This is a genomic window from Bradyrhizobium sp. 139, from assembly GCF_023074175.1.
Lineage (GTDB): Bacteria > Pseudomonadota > Alphaproteobacteria > Rhizobiales > Xanthobacteraceae > Bradyrhizobium.
In genome coordinates this window covers 1-20919 of the sequence record NZ_JADPKS010000009.1, presented here as the reverse complement: position 1 = coordinate 20919, position 20919 = coordinate 1, and the positions used below count along the sequence as shown (strand labels likewise).

At 63.9% G+C, this 20919-nt stretch carries 21 protein-coding genes and 1 tRNA gene; 13 read left to right on the top strand and 9 right to left on the bottom strand.

The window, feature by feature from the left end; genetic code table 11:
- Nucleotides 1-38: 38 nt before the first annotated feature.
- Nucleotides 39-236 carry a Trm112 family protein gene (locus tag IVA80_RS03025; RefSeq protein ID WP_011083431.1) on the bottom strand — a complete coding sequence of 66 codons (198 nt, stop codon included), beginning with the start codon at nucleotides 234-236 and terminating at the stop codon, nucleotides 39-41.
- Nucleotides 237-296: 60 nt separating this feature from the next.
- Nucleotides 297-827 carry a TetR/AcrR family transcriptional regulator gene (locus IVA80_RS03020; protein WP_247425536.1) on the bottom strand — a complete coding sequence of 177 codons (531 nt, stop codon included), beginning with the start codon at nucleotides 825-827 and terminating at the stop codon, nucleotides 297-299.
- Between the two features lie 90 nt (nucleotides 828-917).
- Here IVA80_RS03020 and IVA80_RS03015 point away from each other — a divergent pair, with 90 nt between their 5' ends.
- The 7 genes from IVA80_RS03015 (at nucleotide 918) to IVA80_RS02985 (ending at nucleotide 7242) form a co-directional block, all read left to right on the top strand.
- Nucleotides 918-1268 carry a hypothetical protein gene (locus tag IVA80_RS03015; RefSeq protein WP_247425534.1) on the top strand — a complete coding sequence of 117 codons (351 nt, stop codon included), beginning with the start codon at nucleotides 918-920 and terminating at the stop codon, nucleotides 1266-1268.
- 41 nt (nucleotides 1269-1309) lie between these two features.
- Nucleotides 1310-2110, top strand: coding sequence for a crotonase/enoyl-CoA hydratase family protein (locus tag IVA80_RS03010; RefSeq protein WP_247425532.1), 801 nt, complete (start codon nucleotides 1310-1312; stop codon nucleotides 2108-2110).
- Complete coding sequence (locus IVA80_RS03005) at nucleotides 2107-2553, top strand: PaaI family thioesterase (RefSeq protein WP_247425529.1); 447 nt, start codon at nucleotides 2107-2109, stop codon at nucleotides 2551-2553. Before IVA80_RS03010 ends, IVA80_RS03005 begins: the two co-directional genes overlap by 4 nt.
- A 3-nt stretch (nucleotides 2554-2556) precedes the next feature.
- The gene (locus tag IVA80_RS03000; protein ID WP_247425528.1) at nucleotides 2557-3369 is read left to right on the top strand and encodes an NAD(P)H-binding protein; all 813 of its coding nucleotides are present in this window, start codon (nucleotides 2557-2559) and stop codon (nucleotides 3367-3369) included.
- A gap of 225 nt (nucleotides 3370-3594) precedes the next feature.
- On the top strand, nucleotides 3595-3873 hold the full coding sequence (locus tag IVA80_RS02995; RefSeq protein ID WP_247425525.1) for a PepSY domain-containing protein: 279 nt from the start codon (nucleotides 3595-3597) through the stop codon (nucleotides 3871-3873).
- Between the two features lie 76 nt (nucleotides 3874-3949).
- A complete protein-coding gene (locus IVA80_RS02990) occupies nucleotides 3950-4543 on the top strand; it encodes a cytochrome b/b6 domain-containing protein (RefSeq protein ID WP_247425523.1) in 594 nt (197 codons plus the stop codon).
- Between the two features lie 200 nt (nucleotides 4544-4743).
- On the top strand, nucleotides 4744-7242 hold the full coding sequence (locus IVA80_RS02985) for an EAL domain-containing protein (RefSeq protein WP_247425521.1): 2499 nt from the start codon (nucleotides 4744-4746) through the stop codon (nucleotides 7240-7242).
- A 12-nt stretch (nucleotides 7243-7254) separates the two neighbouring features.
- On the opposite strand, the gene IVA80_RS02980 is transcribed toward IVA80_RS02985, so the two are convergent.
- Nucleotides 7255-7932, bottom strand: coding sequence for an LON peptidase substrate-binding domain-containing protein (locus tag IVA80_RS02980; protein WP_247425518.1), 678 nt, complete (start codon nucleotides 7930-7932; stop codon nucleotides 7255-7257).
- Nucleotides 7933-7963: 31 nt separating this feature from the next.
- A complete protein-coding gene (trxA, locus tag IVA80_RS02975; protein ID WP_247425517.1) occupies nucleotides 7964-8887 on the bottom strand; it encodes a thioredoxin in 924 nt (307 codons plus the stop codon).
- Nucleotides 8888-9161: 274 nt separating this feature from the next.
- Here trxA and IVA80_RS02970 point away from each other — a divergent pair.
- The 4 genes from IVA80_RS02970 (at nucleotide 9162) to IVA80_RS02955 (ending at nucleotide 12682) form a co-directional block, all read left to right on the top strand.
- Nucleotides 9162-9236: transfer RNA gene (locus tag IVA80_RS02970), tRNA-Gly, on the top strand.
- Between the two features lie 76 nt (nucleotides 9237-9312).
- Nucleotides 9313-10299, top strand: a complete 987-nt coding sequence (locus IVA80_RS02965) for an NAD(P)-dependent oxidoreductase (RefSeq protein ID WP_247425515.1) — start codon at nucleotides 9313-9315, stop codon at nucleotides 10297-10299.
- Nucleotides 10300-10622: 323 nt separating this feature from the next.
- Nucleotides 10623-11891, top strand: a complete 1269-nt coding sequence (locus IVA80_RS02960; protein ID WP_247425513.1) for a PQQ-dependent sugar dehydrogenase — start codon at nucleotides 10623-10625, stop codon at nucleotides 11889-11891.
- A 197-nt stretch (nucleotides 11892-12088) separates the two neighbouring features.
- Entirely contained in the window at nucleotides 12089-12682 is a 594-nt protein-coding gene (locus tag IVA80_RS02955) for a c-type cytochrome (protein WP_247425666.1), read from the top strand.
- A 205-nt stretch (nucleotides 12683-12887) separates the two neighbouring features.
- On the opposite strand, the gene panE is transcribed toward IVA80_RS02955, so the two are convergent.
- The 3 genes from panE to IVA80_RS02940 all read right to left on the bottom strand — a co-directional run bounded on the left by panE (nucleotide 12888) and on the right by IVA80_RS02940 (nucleotide 15296).
- The gene (gene panE / locus IVA80_RS02950; protein WP_247425510.1) at nucleotides 12888-13811 is read right to left on the bottom strand and encodes a 2-dehydropantoate 2-reductase; all 924 of its coding nucleotides are present in this window, start codon (nucleotides 13809-13811) and stop codon (nucleotides 12888-12890) included.
- 130 nt (nucleotides 13812-13941) lie between these two features.
- Nucleotides 13942-14550, bottom strand: a complete 609-nt coding sequence (locus tag IVA80_RS02945) for a 2-hydroxychromene-2-carboxylate isomerase (protein WP_247425509.1) — start codon at nucleotides 14548-14550, stop codon at nucleotides 13942-13944.
- A 161-nt stretch (nucleotides 14551-14711) separates the two neighbouring features.
- Complete coding sequence (locus IVA80_RS02940) at nucleotides 14712-15296, bottom strand: DUF2239 family protein (RefSeq protein WP_247425507.1); 585 nt, start codon at nucleotides 15294-15296, stop codon at nucleotides 14712-14714.
- Between the two features lie 165 nt (nucleotides 15297-15461).
- On the opposite strand from IVA80_RS02940, the gene IVA80_RS02935 reads away from it, so the two are divergent.
- Entirely contained in the window at nucleotides 15462-16127 is a 666-nt protein-coding gene (locus tag IVA80_RS02935) for a glutathione S-transferase (protein WP_247425505.1), read from the top strand.
- A 36-nt stretch (nucleotides 16128-16163) separates the two neighbouring features.
- Here the strand turns inward: IVA80_RS02935 and IVA80_RS02930 are convergent, their stop codons facing one another.
- Nucleotides 16164-17459 (bottom strand): MFS transporter, encoded by a 1296-nt coding sequence (locus IVA80_RS02930; protein ID WP_247425503.1) that lies wholly within the window; start codon nucleotides 17457-17459, stop codon nucleotides 16164-16166.
- 95 nt (nucleotides 17460-17554) lie between these two features.
- Complete coding sequence (gene ggt, locus IVA80_RS02925) at nucleotides 17555-19306, bottom strand: gamma-glutamyltransferase (RefSeq protein WP_247425501.1); 1752 nt, start codon at nucleotides 19304-19306, stop codon at nucleotides 17555-17557.
- Nucleotides 19307-19406: 100 nt separating this feature from the next.
- Here ggt and IVA80_RS02920 point away from each other — a divergent pair, with 100 nt between their 5' ends.
- A complete protein-coding gene (locus IVA80_RS02920; RefSeq protein ID WP_247425498.1) occupies nucleotides 19407-20792 on the top strand; it encodes an MFS transporter in 1386 nt (461 codons plus the stop codon).
- Nucleotides 20793-20919 lie beyond the last annotated feature (127 nt).

The following is a 20919-nucleotide window of genomic DNA, read 5'->3' as shown; positions in this document are numbered from 1 at the left end:
CCGGATTTCGCTGCGCTCCATCCGGATCTACAAGTTCCTCAATCGATCTTCCGCGCTTCTTCCGGCAGCATGATCGGGATGCCGTCGCGGATCGGGTAGGCGAGCTTGGCGCTGCGCGAGATCAGCTCCTGCTTTGCGGAATCGAACTCCAGCGGACCCTTGGTCAGCGGGCAGACCAGGATCTCCAGCAATTTGGGATCGACGCTGGTTTCGGGGCGTTCGGTGGGTGCGTTCATTGGGGGCTCCGACGATCGGTTGCCTCTAGCACAGAAAATCGCGGTCGCCCATTGCTGCGGCTAGGCAGAGACCATCCGCATAATCTCGTCGAGCATGCCCTGGAGCCGTGGCGCCGGTACCGATGTGCCCGACAAGGCAAAGCCGAGGAACGTCCAGTACAGGATCTGCGCGCGCGCCTGCGCCTTCGCCGGCTCCAGCCCCCGCATCGTAAGCCGCCTCTCGATATAGTCGATCCTGCGGCGGTCGATCGCGCGGACCGCGCCTTGCGCGGCCGCATCGAACGCCGCCCAGTTGCGCACGGCCCGCTCGAGATCGAGCCGCGCGCCAAAGGATCGTTGCAGCAGCGCCTTCAGCGGCTCGTCGCTGGCGGCCTCGACGTCGGCAATGATCTGTTCGGCCGCAATCTCGCGCCAGCGCTTCAGGACCGCGGCGTGGAACGCGCCGAGATCGGCGAAATGCCAATAGAAGCTGCCGCGCGAGACGCCCATGGCCTTTGCGAGCGGATCGGCCTTCAGGGCCGTGAAGCCGTTTTTGGCCAGTGCCTTCAGGCCCTCTTTGATCCACTCGTCGGCGGAGAGTTGTTCGGTCATGACGGATTCCAGAATCGATCCATACACTAGTGTATTGACAGGGAATGTGCCAGCGTCTATCTCACCATACATTACTGTATGGAGGCGACGATGCGTGACCTCTTGCTCCAGTGTGCCGGCGTCGTAACCATTGCCGTGGCCCTCATCCATGGCATTCTCGGCGAGACCAAGGTCTTTGCCCGCACCCGCATCGAGCCGGAACGGCTTCGCACCCTGATTCGCCTGGTCTGGCAGGCCTCGACCGTCGCCTGGATCGGCGGTGGTGTGCTCCTGATCGCGGCACCCCGGATGGAATCGGAGCCGGCGCGCCACTGGATCGTCATCACCATGGCTTTCGTGTTCGCCTTCTCCGCTTTCGCCAACGCATGGGCGACGCGCGGCCGGCATTTCGGCTGGATGGCGCTCAGTGCCGTTGTTGCCATGGCGCTTGCCGGTTACTGAGCGTCGCAATGACGAGCGGCGCATTCAAACGGAGCGGAATCATGGAAAATCGTGTTCGGCTGACTATCGAGAGCGGCGTGGCTCATCTCCGGCTAAACCGTCCGGACAAAATGAATGCGCTCGATCCGGCGATGTTCAAGGCGATCATCGAGGCCGGCACGCAGCTTGGTGCACGCAAGGACGTTCGGGCCGCTGTCATCTCTGGCGAAGGGCGCGCGTTCTGCGCGGGCCTCGACCTGGACCGCCTCATCGCCACGGCGAACGGCGATCCGCTGCTCCCGTCCATTGACCTGACGCGTCGAACCCACAGCATCGCGAACTATGCCCAGCACCTCGTCTGGCTCTGGCGCGAGCTTCCGGTGCCTGTGATCGCAGCGGTCCACGGCGTTGCCTTCGGCGGCGGCTTCCAATTCGCGCTCGGTGCCGACTTTCGCTACTTCGCGCCCGGAACAAAGCTCGCGATCATCGAGGCCAAATGGGGCCTCGTGCCCGATATGTGCGGCACGCACCTCGCGCGCCACCTCGCGCGAGAGGATATCGTACGGGAGCTGACCTATACCGGGCGTATCTTCTCGGCCGAAGAGGCGCTCGCCTACGGCTTTGCGACGCGGATGTTCGACGATCCCGTGGCAGCTGCGCTAGCGACGGCGCATGAAATCGCAAGCCGAAGCCCCGATGCCATCCGCGCGGCCAAGCGACTGCTCAATCTGTCTGCGACCTCTGACGAGGCGACCGGTCTCGCCGCGGAGACGGCCGAACAGGCGGCGCTGCTCGGCACGCCCAATCATGCCGAAGCGGTCAGGAGTAATCTCAATCGTCCGCCGCGATGGAGCTACTCATGAGCGCGACGCCCGGGTTCGATCTGCAAACGCTCAACGCGATCAATGCATCCGCGGCGTTCAACCGCTCCGTCGGCTTCGACATCGTTGCGGCCGGCCATGGCGTGGTAACGATCCGCATGACATGGCGCGGCGACCTCACTCAATATTCCGGACATCTCCACGCCGGCCTGATTGCAGCCCTGCTCGACACTGCCTGCGGTTTCGCCGCGGCGACGCTCGTTGGCGCGGTCGCCGCCTCGCACTTCTCGATGAACTGCCTGAAGCCGGCCATCGGCCGCCACTTCGTCGCTAACGGAACGACGCTCCGCGCCGGGCGCAGGCAGGTGTTTGCCCGCGCCGAGCTCTTTGCCGAGGACGAGCAAGGCGAGCTCTCGCTCGTCGCGACCGGCGAGACCGTGCTCGTTCCCACCGGTGAGCCGCGGCGCAAAGCCGAAGGGAGTTGAGGCATGGCGCTGACGCTGGTCACCGGAGGCACGGGCCATCTCGGCCGGGATATCGTCCATCGTCTCGTTCGGGACGGGCGCCGCGTCCGGGTGTTTGCACGATCGCCGGGCGCGCGATCGGATGTCGAATGGGCGATCGGCGACCTCGCGACGGGCATCGGGCTGCGGGAAGCGCTGCGCGATGTCGACACGGTCATCAATGCGGCCACCTGTTCGCCAATCGCGCGGCGCGGCGGCATTCGTCCAATAGATTTTTTCAGGTCACCCTCGGCCGTGGATGTTGAGGGCACTGAGCAGCTGGTGTCGCTCAGTGGCGAAGCCGAGGTGCGGCACCTCCTGCACGTCTCGATCGTCGGCCTCGACGAAGCGACCTTGCCGTACGCGCGGGTCAAGCTGGCCGGCGAACGGCTGGTGCGTGCATCCGCCCTGTCCTGGTCTGTGATTCGCGCGATGCCGTTCTATTATCTGCTCGACAGGCTGCTTTCGGGTCTCGCCTGGCTTCCGGTGTGGCCGGTGCCGACGACGCCGTTCAATCCCGTCGACACGTCTGACGTTGCCGATCATGTCGTGACTTGCGCCTTCGACGGGCAGCGCGGGGTGCGGGCGGAAATCGGCGGCCCCGAAGATCTCGATCTCGTCGCCTTTGCCCGGCAATATCAGGACGCGAGGAGACCGCCTCGAAAGATACTGCCGATCAGCCTTTCGAAAGCGAAGGCGTACGGCATGGGGCTTGTCGTCAGTCAGGGCGTGCGCGGACGTCTGTCCTGGGCGGATTGGCTGCATCGCCATTACCCGGAGACGCGACGTGCGGCCTAGCGCAACTGGCGAGTTCGGTGGGGCCATCTCCCGAACCGTGAGGCGTAAGGCCGCAGCGCCGCCTCAAATGCAGGCTGCATGCGGAGAGCGCTGATCTTTTGGTGTCCGTTAGAATGAATCTAAGAGCAGCTACCCCGAACCGGATTGACTTCACCCTCTCCTTTGCTTCCTTCGGCTGCGCTTCGCGCTGAGCACACAGCGCACACGACAGAGGAGGAGACGTTCGTGAAGGTCATTCGTGTTATTGCCGTTGCACTGACGATCGGGATTGGCACGGGATCGGCGGCGGTGGCCGACGGTTTCAAGGACTGCACCAAGCTCGACAAGGCGTCGTGGAAACCGGCGAGCGACGCCGAAGCCAAGGCCAAGGCGCTCGGCTACGAGGTGCGGCGCTCCAAGATCGAGGGGTCGTGCTATGAGGTCTACGGCGTCAAGGAAGGCAAGCTGTACGAGCTGTTCTACAGCCCCGAAGATCTCAGCCTGAAGCACACGATTGCGAAGTGATCTGCGCCAAGTGATCTGCGCCACCTAAGCGGCGCCAAGTAAGCAGCGCAAAGTAAGGTTTGAGGGTGGTCCTGGCTTGATCGAAGAAGCGGTACCAGAAGCGCGCGGGGTGTCCGATAGGACCCCCGCGGATCGAACCGCCTTGCGGACGATTTCGGTCTGGGACCTCCCGCTACGCCTCTGGCACTGGGCCCTCGCGGCTTGCGTTCTGGCCGCCTGGTTCACCCCCACCATCTATGACGGGCTTCACCGCATCCTCGGCTATACAGTGCTCGGCCTCCTGGCCTTCCGCCTGGCCTGGGGTTTCCTGGGAAGCCGCTATTCGCGCTTCCGCATGGTCGGCGTCAGGATTCGTGCCGCGCCAGGCTATCTCTGGAATCTGCGCCGCGGCATGAGCGGACGCTATATCGGTCTCAACCCCGCCGGCACGTTGATGCTGGTGGCGCTGCTGCTGGCGCTCGCCGTCTCGACGATCACGGGCGCGATGGCGGTAACCGTCACCTTCTTCGGCGTCTGGTGGGTCGAGGACACCCACGCCTATTCATCGGACGCCGTCATCGTGCTGGTCGTGCTGCACGTCGTGGGCGTGGTTCTGATGGGAATTCTCCAGCGCGAGAATCTGATCCGCGCGATGATCACCGGACGCAAGCGCATCCGCAGCCGCCTCTAAACGTTCCTTGCTGATCACGGCACAGTTTGTTCACGGGCTGCGTCGATACGCGACATCCTCACCCGCAAATGCTCGGCAAGTCGAATTGCACAGGCTGCGTTAACCTGCCGGTAAGCATGCAACCAGACATTGCACAAAATTAACGCGAAGAACGTTTAGCCCATCCACCATCGACAATATTGACGATGGAGCGGCTTTGAATGTTCCGCGTTTTCTCTTGCCTCACTCTCGAGCACGATTGGCGGCTCGTCCTGCTCGCTGGCCTGGTCTGCTTCGTCGCGAGTATTGTGGCGATCAGTATCTTTCATCGTGCGATCGCCACGCGCGCAAGAACACGATTGATCTGGATCGCGATTGCCGGCGCTGCCATCGGATACGGGATTTGGGCAACGCATTTCGTCGCGATGCTTGCCTACGAGCCTGGCGTTACGACCGGCTACGGCATCGTGTTGACGGCGCTTTCGCTTGCTACGGCAATGCTCCTGACCTCGATCGGCTTCGGCGTTGCCGCCAGCATTTCCGGCCGGTGGCGCGCCGCGGGTGGTGTCATCATCGGCGGCGGCATCGCCAGCATGCACTATCTCGGGATGTGGGCACTTGAAGTGCCGGGTCGCGTTGCATGGTCAGTGGACCTGGTATTCGTTTCGATCAGCTTGGGCATGTGTCTCGGCTACGCCGCGCTCGCTGTCGCACTCAGGTACCAGGACCACTGGGGTACGCTGACAGCGGCAGTCCTGCTGACACTCGCTATCGTGTCGCATCACTTCACGGCCATGGGTGGCGTGGAGATCGTTCCGGATCCGACGCGTGCGACCGACACCCTGTCGCTTTCGCCAGCCTTCCTCGCGCTTGCCATCGCTGGCGTAGCGCTATCTGTACTTGGGATGAGCTTGATCGGCGTGCTGGCCGATCGCCGCCTGGCAGTCAGAACCGCCAGGTTCGAGGAGATCATCAGGCAGCTTTCGACCGCCCGGCAGCAGCTCGAAGATTCACAAAAAGAACTGCAACAACAGAAGCTCAGGCTGGATACGGCGATCAACCACATGGTTGAGGGCCTTTGCATGTTTGATGCCGAGAAGCGGCTTGTCGTCTGCAACGAGCGTTATGCCCGACTCTATCAGCTGCCGCCGGAACTGCTGCGGACAGGGACATCGCACACCGACATCATCAGGCACCGCATCGTGAAGGGAATCCTCAAGGGCGACCCCAGCGAGGGCGCTGCCGAGCAATTCATCTCGAAACTGGCCGCGTTGCCGTTCGATGCAGTCTCGAGCAGGATCGACGAGTTTGCGGATGGTCGCCTGATCTGCGTGACGCGACAGCCAATGGCCGGCGGCGGATGGGTGGCCACGCATCTCGATGTCACCGAGCAACGCCGATCCGAGGCCAAGATCACGCATATGGCGCAACACGATGCGCTGACCGATCTGCCAAATCGCGTGCTGCTCAAGGAGCGGATGGAGCATGCCATTGCAGTTGCGCGCAACGGCAGCGTCGATCTGGCCGTGCTCATTCTCGACCTCGATCGCTTCAAGGAAGTCAACGATACGCTTGGACATCCGGCGGGCGATTCCCTGCTGCGCGCCGTCGCTGCGCGTCTGCGCGAATGCACCACGGAAACCGCGTTGATCGCCCGGCTGGGCGGCGACGAGTTCGCGGTGATCGATTACGTGACTAACCCGGCCGTGGAGGCCGCCGCCCTTGCCGAGAACATCAGAAAGGCGCTTTTCGAACCCTTCGATCTCGACGATCACCGGATCACGGTGGGCACCAGCATCGGCATTGCCATTGCGCCGCGCGACGGCAACGATTCCGACGTGATCATGAAGAGCGCGGATCTCGCACTCTATTCGGCCAAGAGTGGCGGACGCGGTGCATTCCGCTTCTTCGAGCCGGAACTCGACGCGCTCATGCATGCGCGACGCAACCTGGAGCGCGACATGCGGGATGCGCTTGCCGGCCGTCAATTCGAGCTGCATTACCAGCCGTTCGTCGGCGCCGCGACCGGCAAGGTCAGGGGCTTCGAGGCCTTGCTACGCTGGCATCACCCGCAGCAGGGTCTGGTCATGCCGAGCGAATTCATCCCGCTTGCGGAGGAGACCGGCTTGATCGTGCCGCTGGGAGAATGGGTCTTGAGGACCGCCTGTGCGGAAGCCGCCAAATGGCCTGCGCATGTCAGGATCGCGATCAACCTGTCTCCCGCTCAATTCAGGAGCAAGGACCTTGTTCCGGTCATTGCCGGCGCGCTGGCGAGTTCGGGCGTTGCGCCGCACCGGCTCGAGCTCGAGGTCACCGAGACGGTGATCATGCATGACAGCGAAGTTGTCTTCGCGGTACTCGGTCAACTGCGCGAGCTCGGTGTACGAATCGCCTTGGACGATTTCGGCACCGGCTATTCATCGCTGAGCTTTCTGCAGAGGTTCCCGTTCGACAAGATCAAGATCGACCGCAGTTTCGTCAACGAACTATCCAGCGCGAGGGCAGAGGCGCACCATCTCGCGCGAGCGGTGGTTCGTTTCGCAGTCAGCCTCGGCAAGACGACGACCGCCGAAGGCGTCGAAACCAAGGAGCAGCTGGACATCCTTCGTGAAGAGGGGTGCGTCGAAACGCAAGGCTACTATTTCAGCCGGCCGATGCCTGCATCCGACATCGCCAGAATGCTGCGGCCCGGTGCCGGAGCAGTCGTCCGCGCGGCCTGAGCATTCAGGCCCTCACTGCAGCGGCGGGTCGCCGCTGGTGCGCTTCTTGGCGAGATCCATCTCGGTGACCGCGATCAAAATCTCGGCGCGGGTCTTCAAATCCGGCGCCTCCAGCATGGCCTGTTTCTCCGCCGGGCCATAGGGCGACATCATCGCCAGCGCGTTGACGAGTGCCTCGTTGGGCGCGCTCTCGACGCCCTCCCAGTCGACCTTGAGATTGTTGGCCTTCAAGAAGTCCGCCAGAACCGCGAGCAGCGCCTCGCGATCGACCTCGTCCTCGCCCATGCGCGCGGTGAAGTCGTTGGCGAAGGCGAAGAAGTCCACCTTGCACTGACGGTAGGCGGTCAGCACTTCGAGCTCCTCGACGATCTTGAAACGCGAGACGCCGGTGAGCTCGAGGATGTAGCGGCCGTCGCCGGATTCGGCGAGCTGGGTGATGCGGCCGACGCAGCCGACGCGGAACAGTGCCGGCTTGTCGGAATTCTTCGGCGAATGTGCGGCGTCGGGCTGGATCATGCCGATCAGGCGATGGCCGTCGCGGAAGGAATCGTCGACCATCGAAAGGTAGCGCGGCTCGAAGATGTTGAGCGGCATCTGGCCGCGGGGCAGCAAAAGCGCGCCCGGCAGCGGAAACACCGGAATGATCTCCGGAAGGTCGGCGGGGCCGCGATATTCGATGTTGATCGGCATCTGCCCGGTCCCCTGGCCTTGCCAGCGCGCCTTACGAAAACAGGATGATCGACAAACGCTTGCGTCCCTCGACGGTTGCATCATCCGTGCCGCCCCAGGCCTCGAAGAACTGCACCAGCTGCTTGCGGGCGCCGTCGTCGTTCCATTTGCGGTCGCGCTTGATGATCTCGAGCAGCTGCTCGGTGGCGGCGGCGCGGTTGCCTTGCGCGTTGAGTGCGGTCGCGAGGTCGAATCGGGCCTGATGATCGAGCGGGTTTGCGGCGACTTTCTGTTCCAGCTCGGCCACCGGCCCGAGCGATTCCGCCTGCTCGGCAAGATCGATCGCGGTCTGCACGGCCTTCACCGCGGGGTCGTTGCGCTTGGATTCCGGCACCATGGCCAGCGTCTGCTTGGCCTGCTCCATCGCGCCGGAGACGGTGTAGCACTTTGCAAGCCCGGCGAGGGCCGCGATGTTGGTCGAATCATGCTGCAGCGCCTCGGCGTAGATCTGCGCCGCCACCGCGGCATCGCCTTCGGCGAGTACGCCGTCGGCTTCCTGCACGATCTCGGCGACATTGACCTCGCCCGGCGCGGTCACGCCCTTGGTCAGCTTGTCGATGAAGGCGTTGAGCTGGCTCTCTGGCACCGCGCCCATGAAGCCGTCGGCGGGCTGGCCATTGACGAAGGCGATCACGGCCGGGATCGACTGGATGCCCATCTGGCCTGGAATCGCCGGATGCTGGTCGATGTTCATCTTGACCAGCTTGACCTTGCCCTTGGCCGCCTTGACCGCCTTTTCCAGCGCGGGGGTGAGCTGCTTGCAGGGGCCGCACCACTCCGCCCAGAAGTCGATCAGCACCGGCTGGCGCTTCGATTCCTCGATGACGTCCTTCACGAAGGTCTGGGTGGTGGTGTCCTTGATCAGATCGGCTGCGGCCGGGCCCGCCGCTCCGTTACCCTGGTCGATGATCGTCACGGGATCCCCTCGTCTGATGTCTGGAATGGCGGGTCTTTAGCACGTCGCCAATTCATATGCTTCGCTGTCGGCCTAAAATTGGGCCGGGCCGGCCGAATTTCAATCCATGGCGGCCGATTCGGTGGTTCCGGAGCGATTTTGGCCGATCTGACCGAAATCGGGGTCCATATGGGGCCCCAGACGCGAATCTATCCCGCGCGTAGCTGTTGCATTCGCCGTCCGCTTTTGGCATACGACAGCCGTTGCCGGGCGCGTCACGCGGCCGACACAGGATGCGGGTGTAGCTCAGTGGTAGAGCACGACCTTGCCAAGGTCGGGGTCGAGGGTTCGAGCCCCTTCGCCCGCTCCAATTTTTTCTAGAGTATCCAGCTTGCCCGGACGGAAGCGTGGTTTTCCACGCCGCTGGCGGCTGTATTGGGTCTGTCGTGACAATTCTGGTTACCGGGAGCGCGGGCCACCTCGGGGAGGCCATTCTACGGACCCTGCGGGGGCGCGGGTCACCTGTGCGCGGGATCGATTTGAAGAGATCGCCCTTCACCGATGCGGTCGGCTCGATCGTCGATTCCGCCTTCGTGCGGCGCCAGATGGACGGCGTCAGCGCCGTGATCCACACCGCGACGCTGCACAAGCCGCATGTGGCGACCCATACCAAGCAGGATTTTGTCGACACCAATGTCACCGGCACGCTCAATCTGCTCGAGGCGGCGCTGGCGGCCGGCGTGCGCCGCTTCGTCTTCACCAGCACCACCAGCGCGTTCGGCTCGCAGCTTCGCCCCGAAGCCGGACAAGCCGCGGTGTGGGTCACCGAGGATCTGGCGCCGGTGCCCAAGAACATCTACGGCACGACCAAGCTGATGGCTGAGGCTCTTGGCGAGCTGTTCTTTCGCGAACGCGGCCTGCCTGTCATCGTCTTGCGGACCTCGCGCTTCTTCCCCGAGGACGATGACGATCCCGCGATGCGGTCGGCCTACGCGCCGGAGAACGCGCAGGCCAACGAGCTGCTCTATCGCCGGCTGGATATCACCGACGCGGTGAGCGCCCATCTGCTCGCCGTTGAGCGCGCGCCGAAGATCGGCTTCGCCCGCTACATCATTTCTGCCACGACCCCATTCGAGCCGCGCCATCTCGCGGCGCTCGCGCGCGATGCGGCCGGTGTCGTGCGCGAGCTCTACCCGGATTGCGCGGAGCTCTATGCGGCGCGCGGCTGGCGGCTATTCCCCGCAATCGACCGCGTCTATGTCAACGACCGTGCGCGGCACGAATTGGGCTGGCGGCCCGAATGCGACTTCGCGCATGTTCTGAACAGCCTGCGCGAGGGGACGGACTTTCGCAGCATGCTGGCACGCGAGATCGGGTCGAAAGGCTATCATGACACAGTGTTCGACCACGGGCCTTATCCCGTCGCCCCGTAATCGCCGCGTTTGCCGTTTTGCTCGATGCATCAAATGTCTGACCAGCGTCACCGGGAGTAATTTGGCCCGAGCCGTTCTACTTTGCATGGGGTTGTTTTCGCACTTTTTGTGCGCCCGCCCCTCCTGCTGCCTGCAAATCAGCCGCGCGCCATCTTGATTCCGCGTTGCAGCGAGACCGTTATCGTCGCCGTGCAAACCTTCTCACCGCTCGCAGATGTGCTACCCTTTTTGGGTCTGCCTCTCGACAGACTCCGAACTTCGCCTCTCGACTAGCAAAACCAAATAACGTGCAGCCCCGACGGCTGCCTTAGGGGAGTGACGCGATGAAATTCCATCAATCCGTTCTGGCGCTTGCAGCGGTTGCCCTTCTTGCGGGGACAGCCGTCGGTCTTGCGCAGCAGCAGGACAAGAACAAGCCGCTGAAGAAATATGAATCCGGCACCAAGGAGTTCTGGACCCATCCGCCGGATGACTGGTTCCTCGGCGACGAGACCGAGGCGCAGAAGGGTCTCGCGCCGCCATCGGGTCCGCCCACCGGCGCTTCCGATGCCGAGCTCGCCAACATCGTCAAGAAGGTCAAGCTGCCGTCGGGCTTCAAGATGGAGGTCTACGCGTCCGGTGTGCTGGCCGCGCGGCAGATGGCCTGGGGCGACAAGGGCACGCTGTTCGTCGGCTCGTTCGGCCTCGGCAACGTCTATGCCATCAAGGACAAGGACGGAAAGAAGGAGGTCAAGACCATCCTCAAGGGGCTGAACATGCCCACCGGTCTCGCCTTCAAGGACGGCGCGCTCTACGTCATCGCGGTGGACAAGCTGATCCGCTACGACAACGCCGAAGCCAATCTCGACAAGCTCGGCGACGGCAAAGTCGTCTATGACGACATGCCGTCCTATGCCGCGCATGGCTGGAAGTACATTGCGGTCGACAAGGAAGGCTGGTTCTACATCCCGTTCGGACCGCCCTTCAACATCGGCGTTCCCCCGACCAGCGTGTCGCAGATCCGCCGTGTCGATCCCAAGACCGGCAACGCCGAAATCTACGCACTCGGCGTTCGCAACTCGGTCGGCGGCGACGTCGATCCGCGCACCGGCAAGTTCTGGTTCACCGAGAACGCTCGCGACTGGATCAGCGACGATAAGCCCAGCGACAAGCTGAACATGATCAACAAGATCGGCGAGCATTTCGGCTATCCCTACTGCCATCAGGGCGACCTGCCCGACGACAAATTCGCGATGGGTCACAAGTGCTCGGAGTTCACGCCGCCGGTGGTGAAGCTCGGCGCGCATGTCGCTCCGCTCGGCATGAAGTTCTATACCGGCGATCAATTTCCGCCTGAGTACAAGAACAACATCCTGATCGCCGAGCACGGCTCCTGGAACAGGCACAAATATCAGGGCGCGCGCATCGTGCGCGTGATTGTTGGGCCTGACGGCAAGAACGCGAAGGAAGAAGTGTTCGCGTCCGGCTGGCTCGAGGGCGACCAGAACTATCTCGGCCGTCCCGACGACATCATCCTCGCCAAGGATGGTTCGATCCTGGTCGCCGACGACTGGGCCGGCGCGATCTACCGCATCAGCTACAGCAAGAAGTAGCGCGACGTGAAAGAAAGGCTGCGGCGGCCGAAGAGCGTCCGCAGCCTCTCTCATTTCAATTTCGCAAACTGTCGTTCCGGATTGCGCGCCGCTTGCGCGCAAGCCCGGAACCCATGACCGCGACTGCGGGTTATGGATTTCGGGCGCGTGCTCCGCACGTCCCGGAATGACGAGCTGGGACAATGGACTCATCGATCATGCGCTGGCAGTTCATCTCGCACGCAATCCGCGCGGTTGCGCTCCTCGCACTCGGCGCTCTGCCTGCGAACGCTGCCGACGCCGCGGCAGGCAAGGCCAAGGCCGAAATCTGCGCCGGCTGTCACGGCGAGAACGGCATCTCGCAGACCGAGAACATTCCCTCGCTCGCCGGCCAGCCTGATCAATTCCTGCAATGGCAGCTGGTGTTCTTCCGCGCCGGCTCACGCAAGAACGAGCAGATGCAACCGATCGTCGAGGAGATCAACAACGAGGACATCCGCAATCTAGGGGCTTACTTTTCGCAGCTCGCGCCGCCGAAGGTCCAGGAGGACAAGGACCCCGATCTGTCGAAGAAGGGTGCGCAGGCCGCCGCCGGCCGCCGCTGCGCCTCATGCCATACCGATAGCTACGCCGGCACCAAGGCCGTGGCGCGCCTCGCCGGCCAGCGCGAGGAATATCTCGTGAAGGCGCTGCACGACTACAAGACGAATCAGCGTGTGGGCGGGGCCGGCGCCGCCATGGCCGACGTCGCCTATTCCCTCAGCGAAGAAGAGATCACCGCGTTGGCGCATTATCTCGCGCATTTGCAGTAACCCTTAACGCTGCTGTCGTCCCGGACAAGCGCGCTTCAACGCGACGCGTTGCAAGAGCGCGCGCGCAGATCCCGGATCCATAACCACAGGGAGATGTGGTTACGGAGATTCGGAGTTGCACCTTCGCGCAACAACTCAATTTCGTGGTTAAGGGTCCGGATCAACGCTCCCGCTTGTCCGGGACGACGGCGGAGTGTGGGCTAACCTATCCCGCCCGCTGCTTCTCATACGCCTTCAGATGCGTATACGCGATGCGCAGCTTCGGCACCGGCACCTTGGCCGCATCCGCGCGCGCGATGAGGTCGCCGATCACATGATCGGCCTCGACCGGCAGGCCCGCCTTGACGTCGCGGAACATGGATGCCGTCATCGGCGAGCCTTCGGTGGTAATCAGACCCTTGACGCGTTCGAAGAACGGACCGCCCGGCGTATAGCCCGACGCGGTGGCGGTCGCGCTGGTCTCATCCAGCATGCCGAGCAAAAAGTCCCGGCCGCCGGGGGCGGCGAGAATATTGCCGACCGAGGTGCGCATCAGGCTGGTGGACGCCGCGAGCGAAGAGAGGAACACCCACTTCTCCCACATGTCCTGCATGATGTTCTGGCTGGCGGTGGCCCCAACGATGCCGCTCTTGAAGGCCTCGTCGATCGCCTTGACCCTATCCGACAGTTTTCCGTCGCGCTCGCCGTAATTGATCGACTGCATCGGCTGGAGCTGCACCACCTCGCGCTTGTCGTTCAGCGTCGCGGCGATGGCGCAGAGCCCGCCGAGCACGCGCTCCTTGCCGAACTTGCCGTCGAGCGTATCGAGATGCTTCATGCCGTTGAGCATCGGGATGATCGCCGTATCAGGTCCGACGGCTGCTGCGAACGACTTGATGGCGTCGTCGAGGTCAAACGCCTTGCAGCTGAGCAGCACGACGTCGAACTTGTCCTTGAGCTTGTCCGACTCGACCCGCGGCGGATCCTTCAGCGTCACGTCGCCATTCGGGCTCCTGATGACGAGGCCCGCGCTCGCAAGCTCGCTGGCGCGCCGCGGCCGGACCAGGAAGGTGACGTCGCGGCCGGCCTGCAACAGCCTGCCACCAAAATAGCCGCCGATGGCGCCGGCGCCGACCACGAGGATACGCATGGGATCTTCCTTGTTGTTGCTCTTGCTTGTTGTTGATCTTGGCGGCCTATCTATAGGCGTCATTGCCAGCGAAGCGAAGCAATCCGGAATGTTGCCGCGATCACATTCTGTCGCTCGGAAACCGAGGGGGCTATTTACCCAGCACCGTCTCCTCGACTTCGCGCAACTGCTCCTTGCCGAAGAACATCTCGTTGTCGACGAAGAACGTTGGCGAGCCGAACGCGCCGCGCGCGACCGCCTCCTCGGTGTTCTTGATCAGCTTGCCCTTGACCTCGGGTTCCTGGGCGCGGGCGAACAGCTTTTGCGCATCGAGGCCGGCGGACGCCAGCGCCTTCGCCGCGACCTCAGGATCGTCCATCTTCTTCGGCTCGCGCCACATGTGGTGGAAGGCGGCCTCGACGTATGTCTCGAATACGCCTTCGAGCTGGGCCGCGATCGCCGTGCGCATCAGGTTCAGCGTGTTGACTGGAAAGAACGGGTTCATAACATAAGGCTCGACCTTGAAACGCTTGACGAAGCGCTCGGTCTCGATCGCCTGGAATTCGCGCTTGTTCTTGACGCCGGCGAGCGTTTCGGCCGGCGACTTGTTGTTGGTCGACTTGAAGATGCCGCCGAGCAGGATCGGTACGTATTCGAACTTGATGCCGATGCGCTGCTCGATCGCTGGGATCGCGAGATGGCTGAGATAGGCGTTAGGACTGCCGAAATCGAACAGGAACTGCGGAGCTGTGCGGGTCAAAATCGTTCTCCCTGACGTCGCTTTTCGCGCATTGTGGCGCAGCGCGCGCCACAGGTCCACCCGTTTAATGATGGTCATAATATCTTGATAATCCAGTCAGATCAGACAAGCGCGATCCGGCGTTGCTTACACATTGCTGTGGCGCAAATACTGCGGGCGGTTTAAGCGCGGTCGCTGGTGGCGAGCTTGACGATGTGGTCGCGGATATCAGCGGGCCAGTCGGCGATCAGCGCGGTGAAGCGCCGCCGATCATCCGCAAACAGCGCGCGCGAAGCTTCCTCGAACTGCGGCAGATTACCCGCCATAGTCGACATGAAATGATAGGCCGCATCGCGCGCCTGCCGCTCGCGGTCCTTGTCGCCGCTTGCGCGTCTTGCCTCGTCGACGAGTTTCCGCAGCGCGACCGAGGCGCCGCCTGCTTGCGCGTTGAGCCACTCCCAGTGCCGCGGCAGCAACGTCACCTCGCGCGCGACCACGCCGAGCTTCGGCCGGCCGCGCCCGCGCCGCTCCGCCGGCAGTTCGGGCAGCTCGCTCGACGGCGGGGGGGCAAGCTTCGCCAGCCGCGCCAGCACCTCGCGATCCTCGCCGCGCAGGTCGAAGTCGACCGATCGGCCCGTCCCGTCGTCGAAGATGATGATCGGCTCGGCGGGCGCCGGCCCGGCCCGCTTCACGGCCAGCGCGACGTCGCCCGCCGGGCCGGAGGCCAGACGGCGCTGGCCGATGAAGGCTGTGAAAGTCGTTTGCATTGGAATCATTGCCATATCGATCGTGCTGGCGATTTAGTATCCGGGTAAATTCACCACGTCAATATACCCGGATGAAAATACCCGACCGGATGGCTCGACATTGCGTTCCCCGGCTGGCACGAACGCGCGGCCGATCGATCACGCCTAGCCCCCGGGGACCACGCGATGCTGACCGTTCACCACCTCAACAATTCCCGCTCGCAGCGCGTGCTGTGGCTGCTCGAGGAGTTGGGCGTGCCCTACGAGATCGTGCGCTATCAGCGCCAGCCCGACATGCGTGCGCCGAAGGAGCTGCGTGCCATCCATCCGCTCGGCAAGTCGCCCGTCATCACCGACAACGGCAACACCATCGCCGAATCAGGCGCGATCATCGAATATCTCATCGCCACCTACGGCAACGGACGGCTGGTTCCGCCGCCGAACACGCCGGAGCGGCTGCGCTTCACCTATTGGCTGCACTATGCGGAAGGCTCCGCGATGCAGCCGCTGCTGCTCAAGCTGCTGTTCACGCTGATGCCGAAGCGCGCGCCCGCGCTGCTGCGCCCGCTGGTGCGCAAGGTCTCCAACCAGGCGCTCACTGCGTTGGTCAATCCGCAGCTCAAGCAGCACATGGATTACTGGGAAGGCGAACTCGGCAAGAGCGAGTGGTTCGCCGGCAACGAGTTCACCGCGGCCGACATCCAGATGAGCTTTCCGCTTGAGGCGGCGCAGGCTCGCGGCGGGCTCGAGCTCGGCCATCCAAAGGCGATGGGGTTTCTGGAGCGCATTCACGCGCGCCCGGCGTACGCCAGAGCGCTCGAGAAGGGCGGGCCGTATCAGGTGGGGCGGTAAGTTTCCTCACCGCCCTCCCCGGGGCGACAGTGCCCGCTAGTCCGCGTGCAGCACGCGCCCGCGCGTCTCCGGCAGCGCGAAGGCGGCGATGAAGAACAGCGCGTAAGCCACCACCGCGAAGATCGCGATCGCATTCGCAAGCGACGTCGTCGCCGACAGCGCTCCGACAAGGTACGGAAACAGCGCGCCGATGCCGCGGCCGAAATTGTAGCAAAAGCCCTGACCGGAGCCGCGCAGTCGCGTTGGATAAAGTTCGGTCAGGAATGCGCCGACGCCGGAGAAATAGCCCGAGGCGAAAAAGCCGAGCGGGAAACCGAGCACCCACAGGATTTCGTTGGTCAGCGGCAACTGCGTGTAAAGCAGCACCACCGCCATGGCACCGATCGAGAAGATCAGAAAGAGATTGCGCCGTCCAATCCGGTCGGCGAGCCACGCGCCGGTGAGATAGCCGATGAAGGAGCCGATGATCAGCGTCGAGAGATAGCCGGTCGAACCGACGATCGACAGATGCCGCTCCTTGGTCAGGAACTGCGGCACCCAGAAGGTGACGGCGTAATAGCCGCCCTGGCAGCCCGTCGCCATCAGTGACGCCAAAATCGTGGTCTTCAGGATCGGGCCGGAGAAGATTTCCCAGAGCGCCGGACGATCGCCGCTCGCGGCCTGCTTTGCTCGAGCCTCGGCGGCGATCTCGGGTTCGGTGACGGAGCGGCGGATGTAGAATACCAGCAGCGCCGGCAGCGCGCCGATCACGAACATCCAGCGCCACGCCGTCTCCGCCGGCATCAGTGAGAACAGGATCGCCTGCGACAGCACGGCAAGGCCCCAGCCGACCGCCCAGCCCGACTGCACCGAGCCGACCGCGCGTCCGCGATATTGCGGCCGGATCGCCTCGCCCATGAGCACCGCGCCCGCCGCCCACTCGCCGCCGAAGCCGAGGCCGAGCACGGCGCGCGCGATCAGGAGCTGGTCGAAATTCTGCACGACCGCACAGACCAGCGAGAAGAACGAGAACCAGATGATGGTGATCTGGAGCGTCCTGACCCGGCCGATATGGTCGGAAAGATAGCCGCCGAGCCAGCCGCCGATCGCGGACGCCAGCAGCGTCACCGTGCCGGCGAGCCCCGCCGAACCCGCATCGACCTTCCACAGCGCGACGATGGTGCCGATCACCAGCGGATAGATCATGAAGTCCATGCCATCGAGCGCCCAGCCCGCCGCGCAGGCCCAGAACGTCCGCCGCTCCGGCGCGTTCATGTCGCGGTAGAAGGCGAGGAGGCTGGTATCTTCGATCTCCGCACGCTCAATGTGCTGGGTCGGATCGGCTGTGCTCATGTGCGTTTCCCCGGCAATTGCTTATTCGGGCGGTGGTAGCACGGGCGGCGGCCTGCGTAAGCCTGGGCGTGCCCCCTTGCTATGCAGGGACAGAGTTACTGCCCCGCTGCTTCCGCACCTCGCGTGCGTGGATCAGGTGCGCCGAGTGGCCCGTTCGGCGTCACCAGAATCGAATTGGCCGACGTCTGTCCCATCGGCTCGACGATGAGGTGATCCATGGCCTTCAGCTCGAACAGCACATCGTCGGAAAAGCCGCTCTCGATGCGCACCTCGTCCGGCAACCATTGGTGATGCAGCCGCGGTGCTGCAACGGCGGCGGCCACATCCATCTTGTAGTCGAGCACGTTGACGATGACCTGGAGCACGGTCGAGATGATGCGGCTGCCGCCGGGCGAGCCCGTCACCAGCACCGGCTTGCCGTCCTTGAGCACGATGGTCGGCGACATCGAGGACAACGGCCGCTTGCCGGGCCCGGGCAGATTGGGCTCGAAGCCGACGAGGCCGTAGGCGTTGGAAGCGCCGACCGCCGCGGTGAAATCGTCGAGCTCGTTGTTGAGCAGCACGCCGGTTCCGCCGGCGACGAGGCCGACACCATAGCTGAAGTTCAGCGTCGTGGTGTTGCTGACGGCATTGCCGCCGGCATCGACAACCGAAAAGTGCGTGGTGTTAGTGCCCTCGCGCGGCGCGGGAGGGGCGGAGACGAGCTGCTTCGACGGCGTAGCGCGATCGGTGGAGATGCCAGCGCGCAGCTTGGCGGCGTAGTCCTTTGCAGTGAGCGTCCCGATCGGCGCGTTGACGAAGGCGGGATCGCCGAGATAGCGCGCGCGGTCCGCGTAGGCGCGCTTCATGGCTTCGATCAGCAGATGCAGCGATGCCGGCGACCCCTGTTTCAGATCGGCGAGCTGGAAGCCCTCGAGGATGTTGAGCGTCTCCACCAGCACCACGCCGCCGGAGGATGGCAGCGGCATCGAGACAATGTCGTAGCCGCGATAGGTGCCGCGCACCGGGGCTCGGATCATCGCCTGATAGGATTTCAGGTCAGCTGGCGTCATGATGCCGCCAGCATCGGAGACGGCCTTGGCGAGCATTTCCGCGACCGGTCCCTCATAGAAGCCGCGCGAGCCTTGCGCAGCGACGGCCGACAGCGTTTCGGCGAGATCGCTTTGCACCAGCCTGTCGCCTTCGCCGAGCGGCGTGCCGTCGGGGCGCGAGAAGATTTTGGCCGACGAGGGCCAGCGCGCGAGCCGCCGGTGCCAGCCCGGCAACGTATCGGCGATATCGTCGCTGAGGACAAAACCGTCGCGGGCGAGCGCGATCGCAGGTTCGAGCAACTGCGCCAGCGTGAACCGTCCGGAGCCATATCCTTCCAATGCCAGCGCAAGCCCGGCGACAGTGCCGGGCACGCCGACGCCAAGCGCGGAATCGCGTGATTTCGCGGCATCGGGTCTGCCGTCGGGGCCGAGGAAGATCTGCGCCGTGGCCGCCGCTGGCGCGGTCTCACGATAGTCGATCGTGATGTCCTCGTTGCGCTCGGCCGAATGGATCACCATGAATCCGCCGCCGCCAATATTGCCGGCGCGCGGATAAGTCACGGCCATCGCAAAGCCGGTGGCGACCGCGGCATCGACCGCATTGCCGCCGCGGCGCAGGATATCGGCGCCGACTCGCGCCGATATCTTTTCCTGCGCCACCACCATGCCGTGCTCGGAAGAAACGGCGTGCACCGTCCCGAGCGCCGGTGGAAGATACGCCCGGCGCGCATCCTGCGCGGTGGTGGGCGCGAGACCAAGCGCCAAAATGGCGACGAATGCGAAAAACGTCCGCCGTGTCGAGAATGACGACATCATCAAACTTCCGCCGTGGCCTTCGGCCAATTCACACGCGTCGCTATAATGCTATACGGTTTGCGCCAAGAGAGGCAAAACTGTTTGTGATGGGACATGAATGATGACGACGATCGTCTCGGACGCGCGCCTGGCCGGCACGGATCGGACCTATCCGCCGCGCGCTGCCGTCATCAGCTGGATATTCTTCGATTGGGCCGCACAGCCTTATTTTACGCTGATCACGACCTTTGTGTTCGCGCCCTATTTCGCCACCAGCATTGCGCCAGATCCCGCCACCGGCCAGTCGTTGTGGGGCTTTGCGATGGCGGCTGCGGGCCTCGCGATCGCGCTGATGTCGCCGGTGCTCGGCGCCATTGCCGATGCCTCAGGCCGCAGGAAGCCGTGGATCGCAGGATTCGGCGCCCTGCTGGTACTGGCGGCCTGCACGCTGTGGATCGGCAAGCCCGGCGATCTCGCCATTATTCCGCCGCTGCTCATTGCGGTCGCGCTCGCCAGCGTCGGTGCGGAATTCGCCACTCTCTTCAACAACGCGATGATGCCGACCCTGGTGCCGCCTGAGCGGATCGGCAGGCTCTCCGGCACCGGCTGGGCCACCGGTTACATCGGCGGCATCGTCAGTCTGACCATCGTGCTCGGCTTCCTCGCCGCCAATCCCGAGACCGGCCGCACGCTGCTCGGCTTCAAGCCCCTGTTCGGGCTCGATCCGGTCAGCCATGAGGGCGATCGCATCGTGGGGCCGCTGACCGGGCTGTGGTTCATCATTTTCGTGACGCCATTGTTCCTGTTCACGCCGGATTATCCGGCGAAGCACCCGGTGCGCAAGGCGCTGCACGAAGGACTGTCGGAGCTGAAGCAATCGATCAAACGTCTGCCGCAGCAGAAATCGCTCGCGGCATTCCTGCTCGCCAACATGATCTACACCGACGGCCTGGTGTCCCTGTTCGCGTTCGGCGGCATCTATGCGGCCGGCACCTTCGGCTGGCACACGATCCAGATCGGCACCTTCGGCATCATGCTCGCGATTGCCGGCGCTTTTGGCGCATGGCTGGGCGGCAAGCTCGACGATCGTCTTGGGCCGAAGCGCGTCATCGCCGGCAGCATGCTGGTCCTGCTGCTGTCGGTGGCGGCGATCCTTCTGGTCGACAAGGATAGCGTCCTGTTCGTCAAGGTCGCGCCACCGCAGCCGGGTGCTGCCCTGTTCTCGAGCGCGGCCGAGCGCGCCTATCTCGTGCTGGGCTGCCTGATCGGCGCGGCCGGCGGTCCGCTACAGGCCGCCTCGCGCACGCTGCTGATCCGCCTCGCGCCGAAGGACCGCATCGCGCAATATTTCGGCCTGTTCGCGCTGACGGGGAAGGTAACGTCCTTCATCGGCCCGCTGCTGATCGGCACGATCACCGCGGTGACGGCGAGTCAAAAGGCCGGCATGGCCGTGCTGGTCGTGTTCTTCGTCGCGGGGCTGGGACTGTTGATGCGGGTGAAGGATTAGCGGCGCCCTTGTAGCCCGGATAGAGCGAAGAGACTGGGCAATTATTTGTTTTGTCGCCGGCTTACGCGGTCGTGTCGGAATGTTTGACGGATTTAGGCTCGGAGTGGCGCTGGGGCGGCCCGTAGCC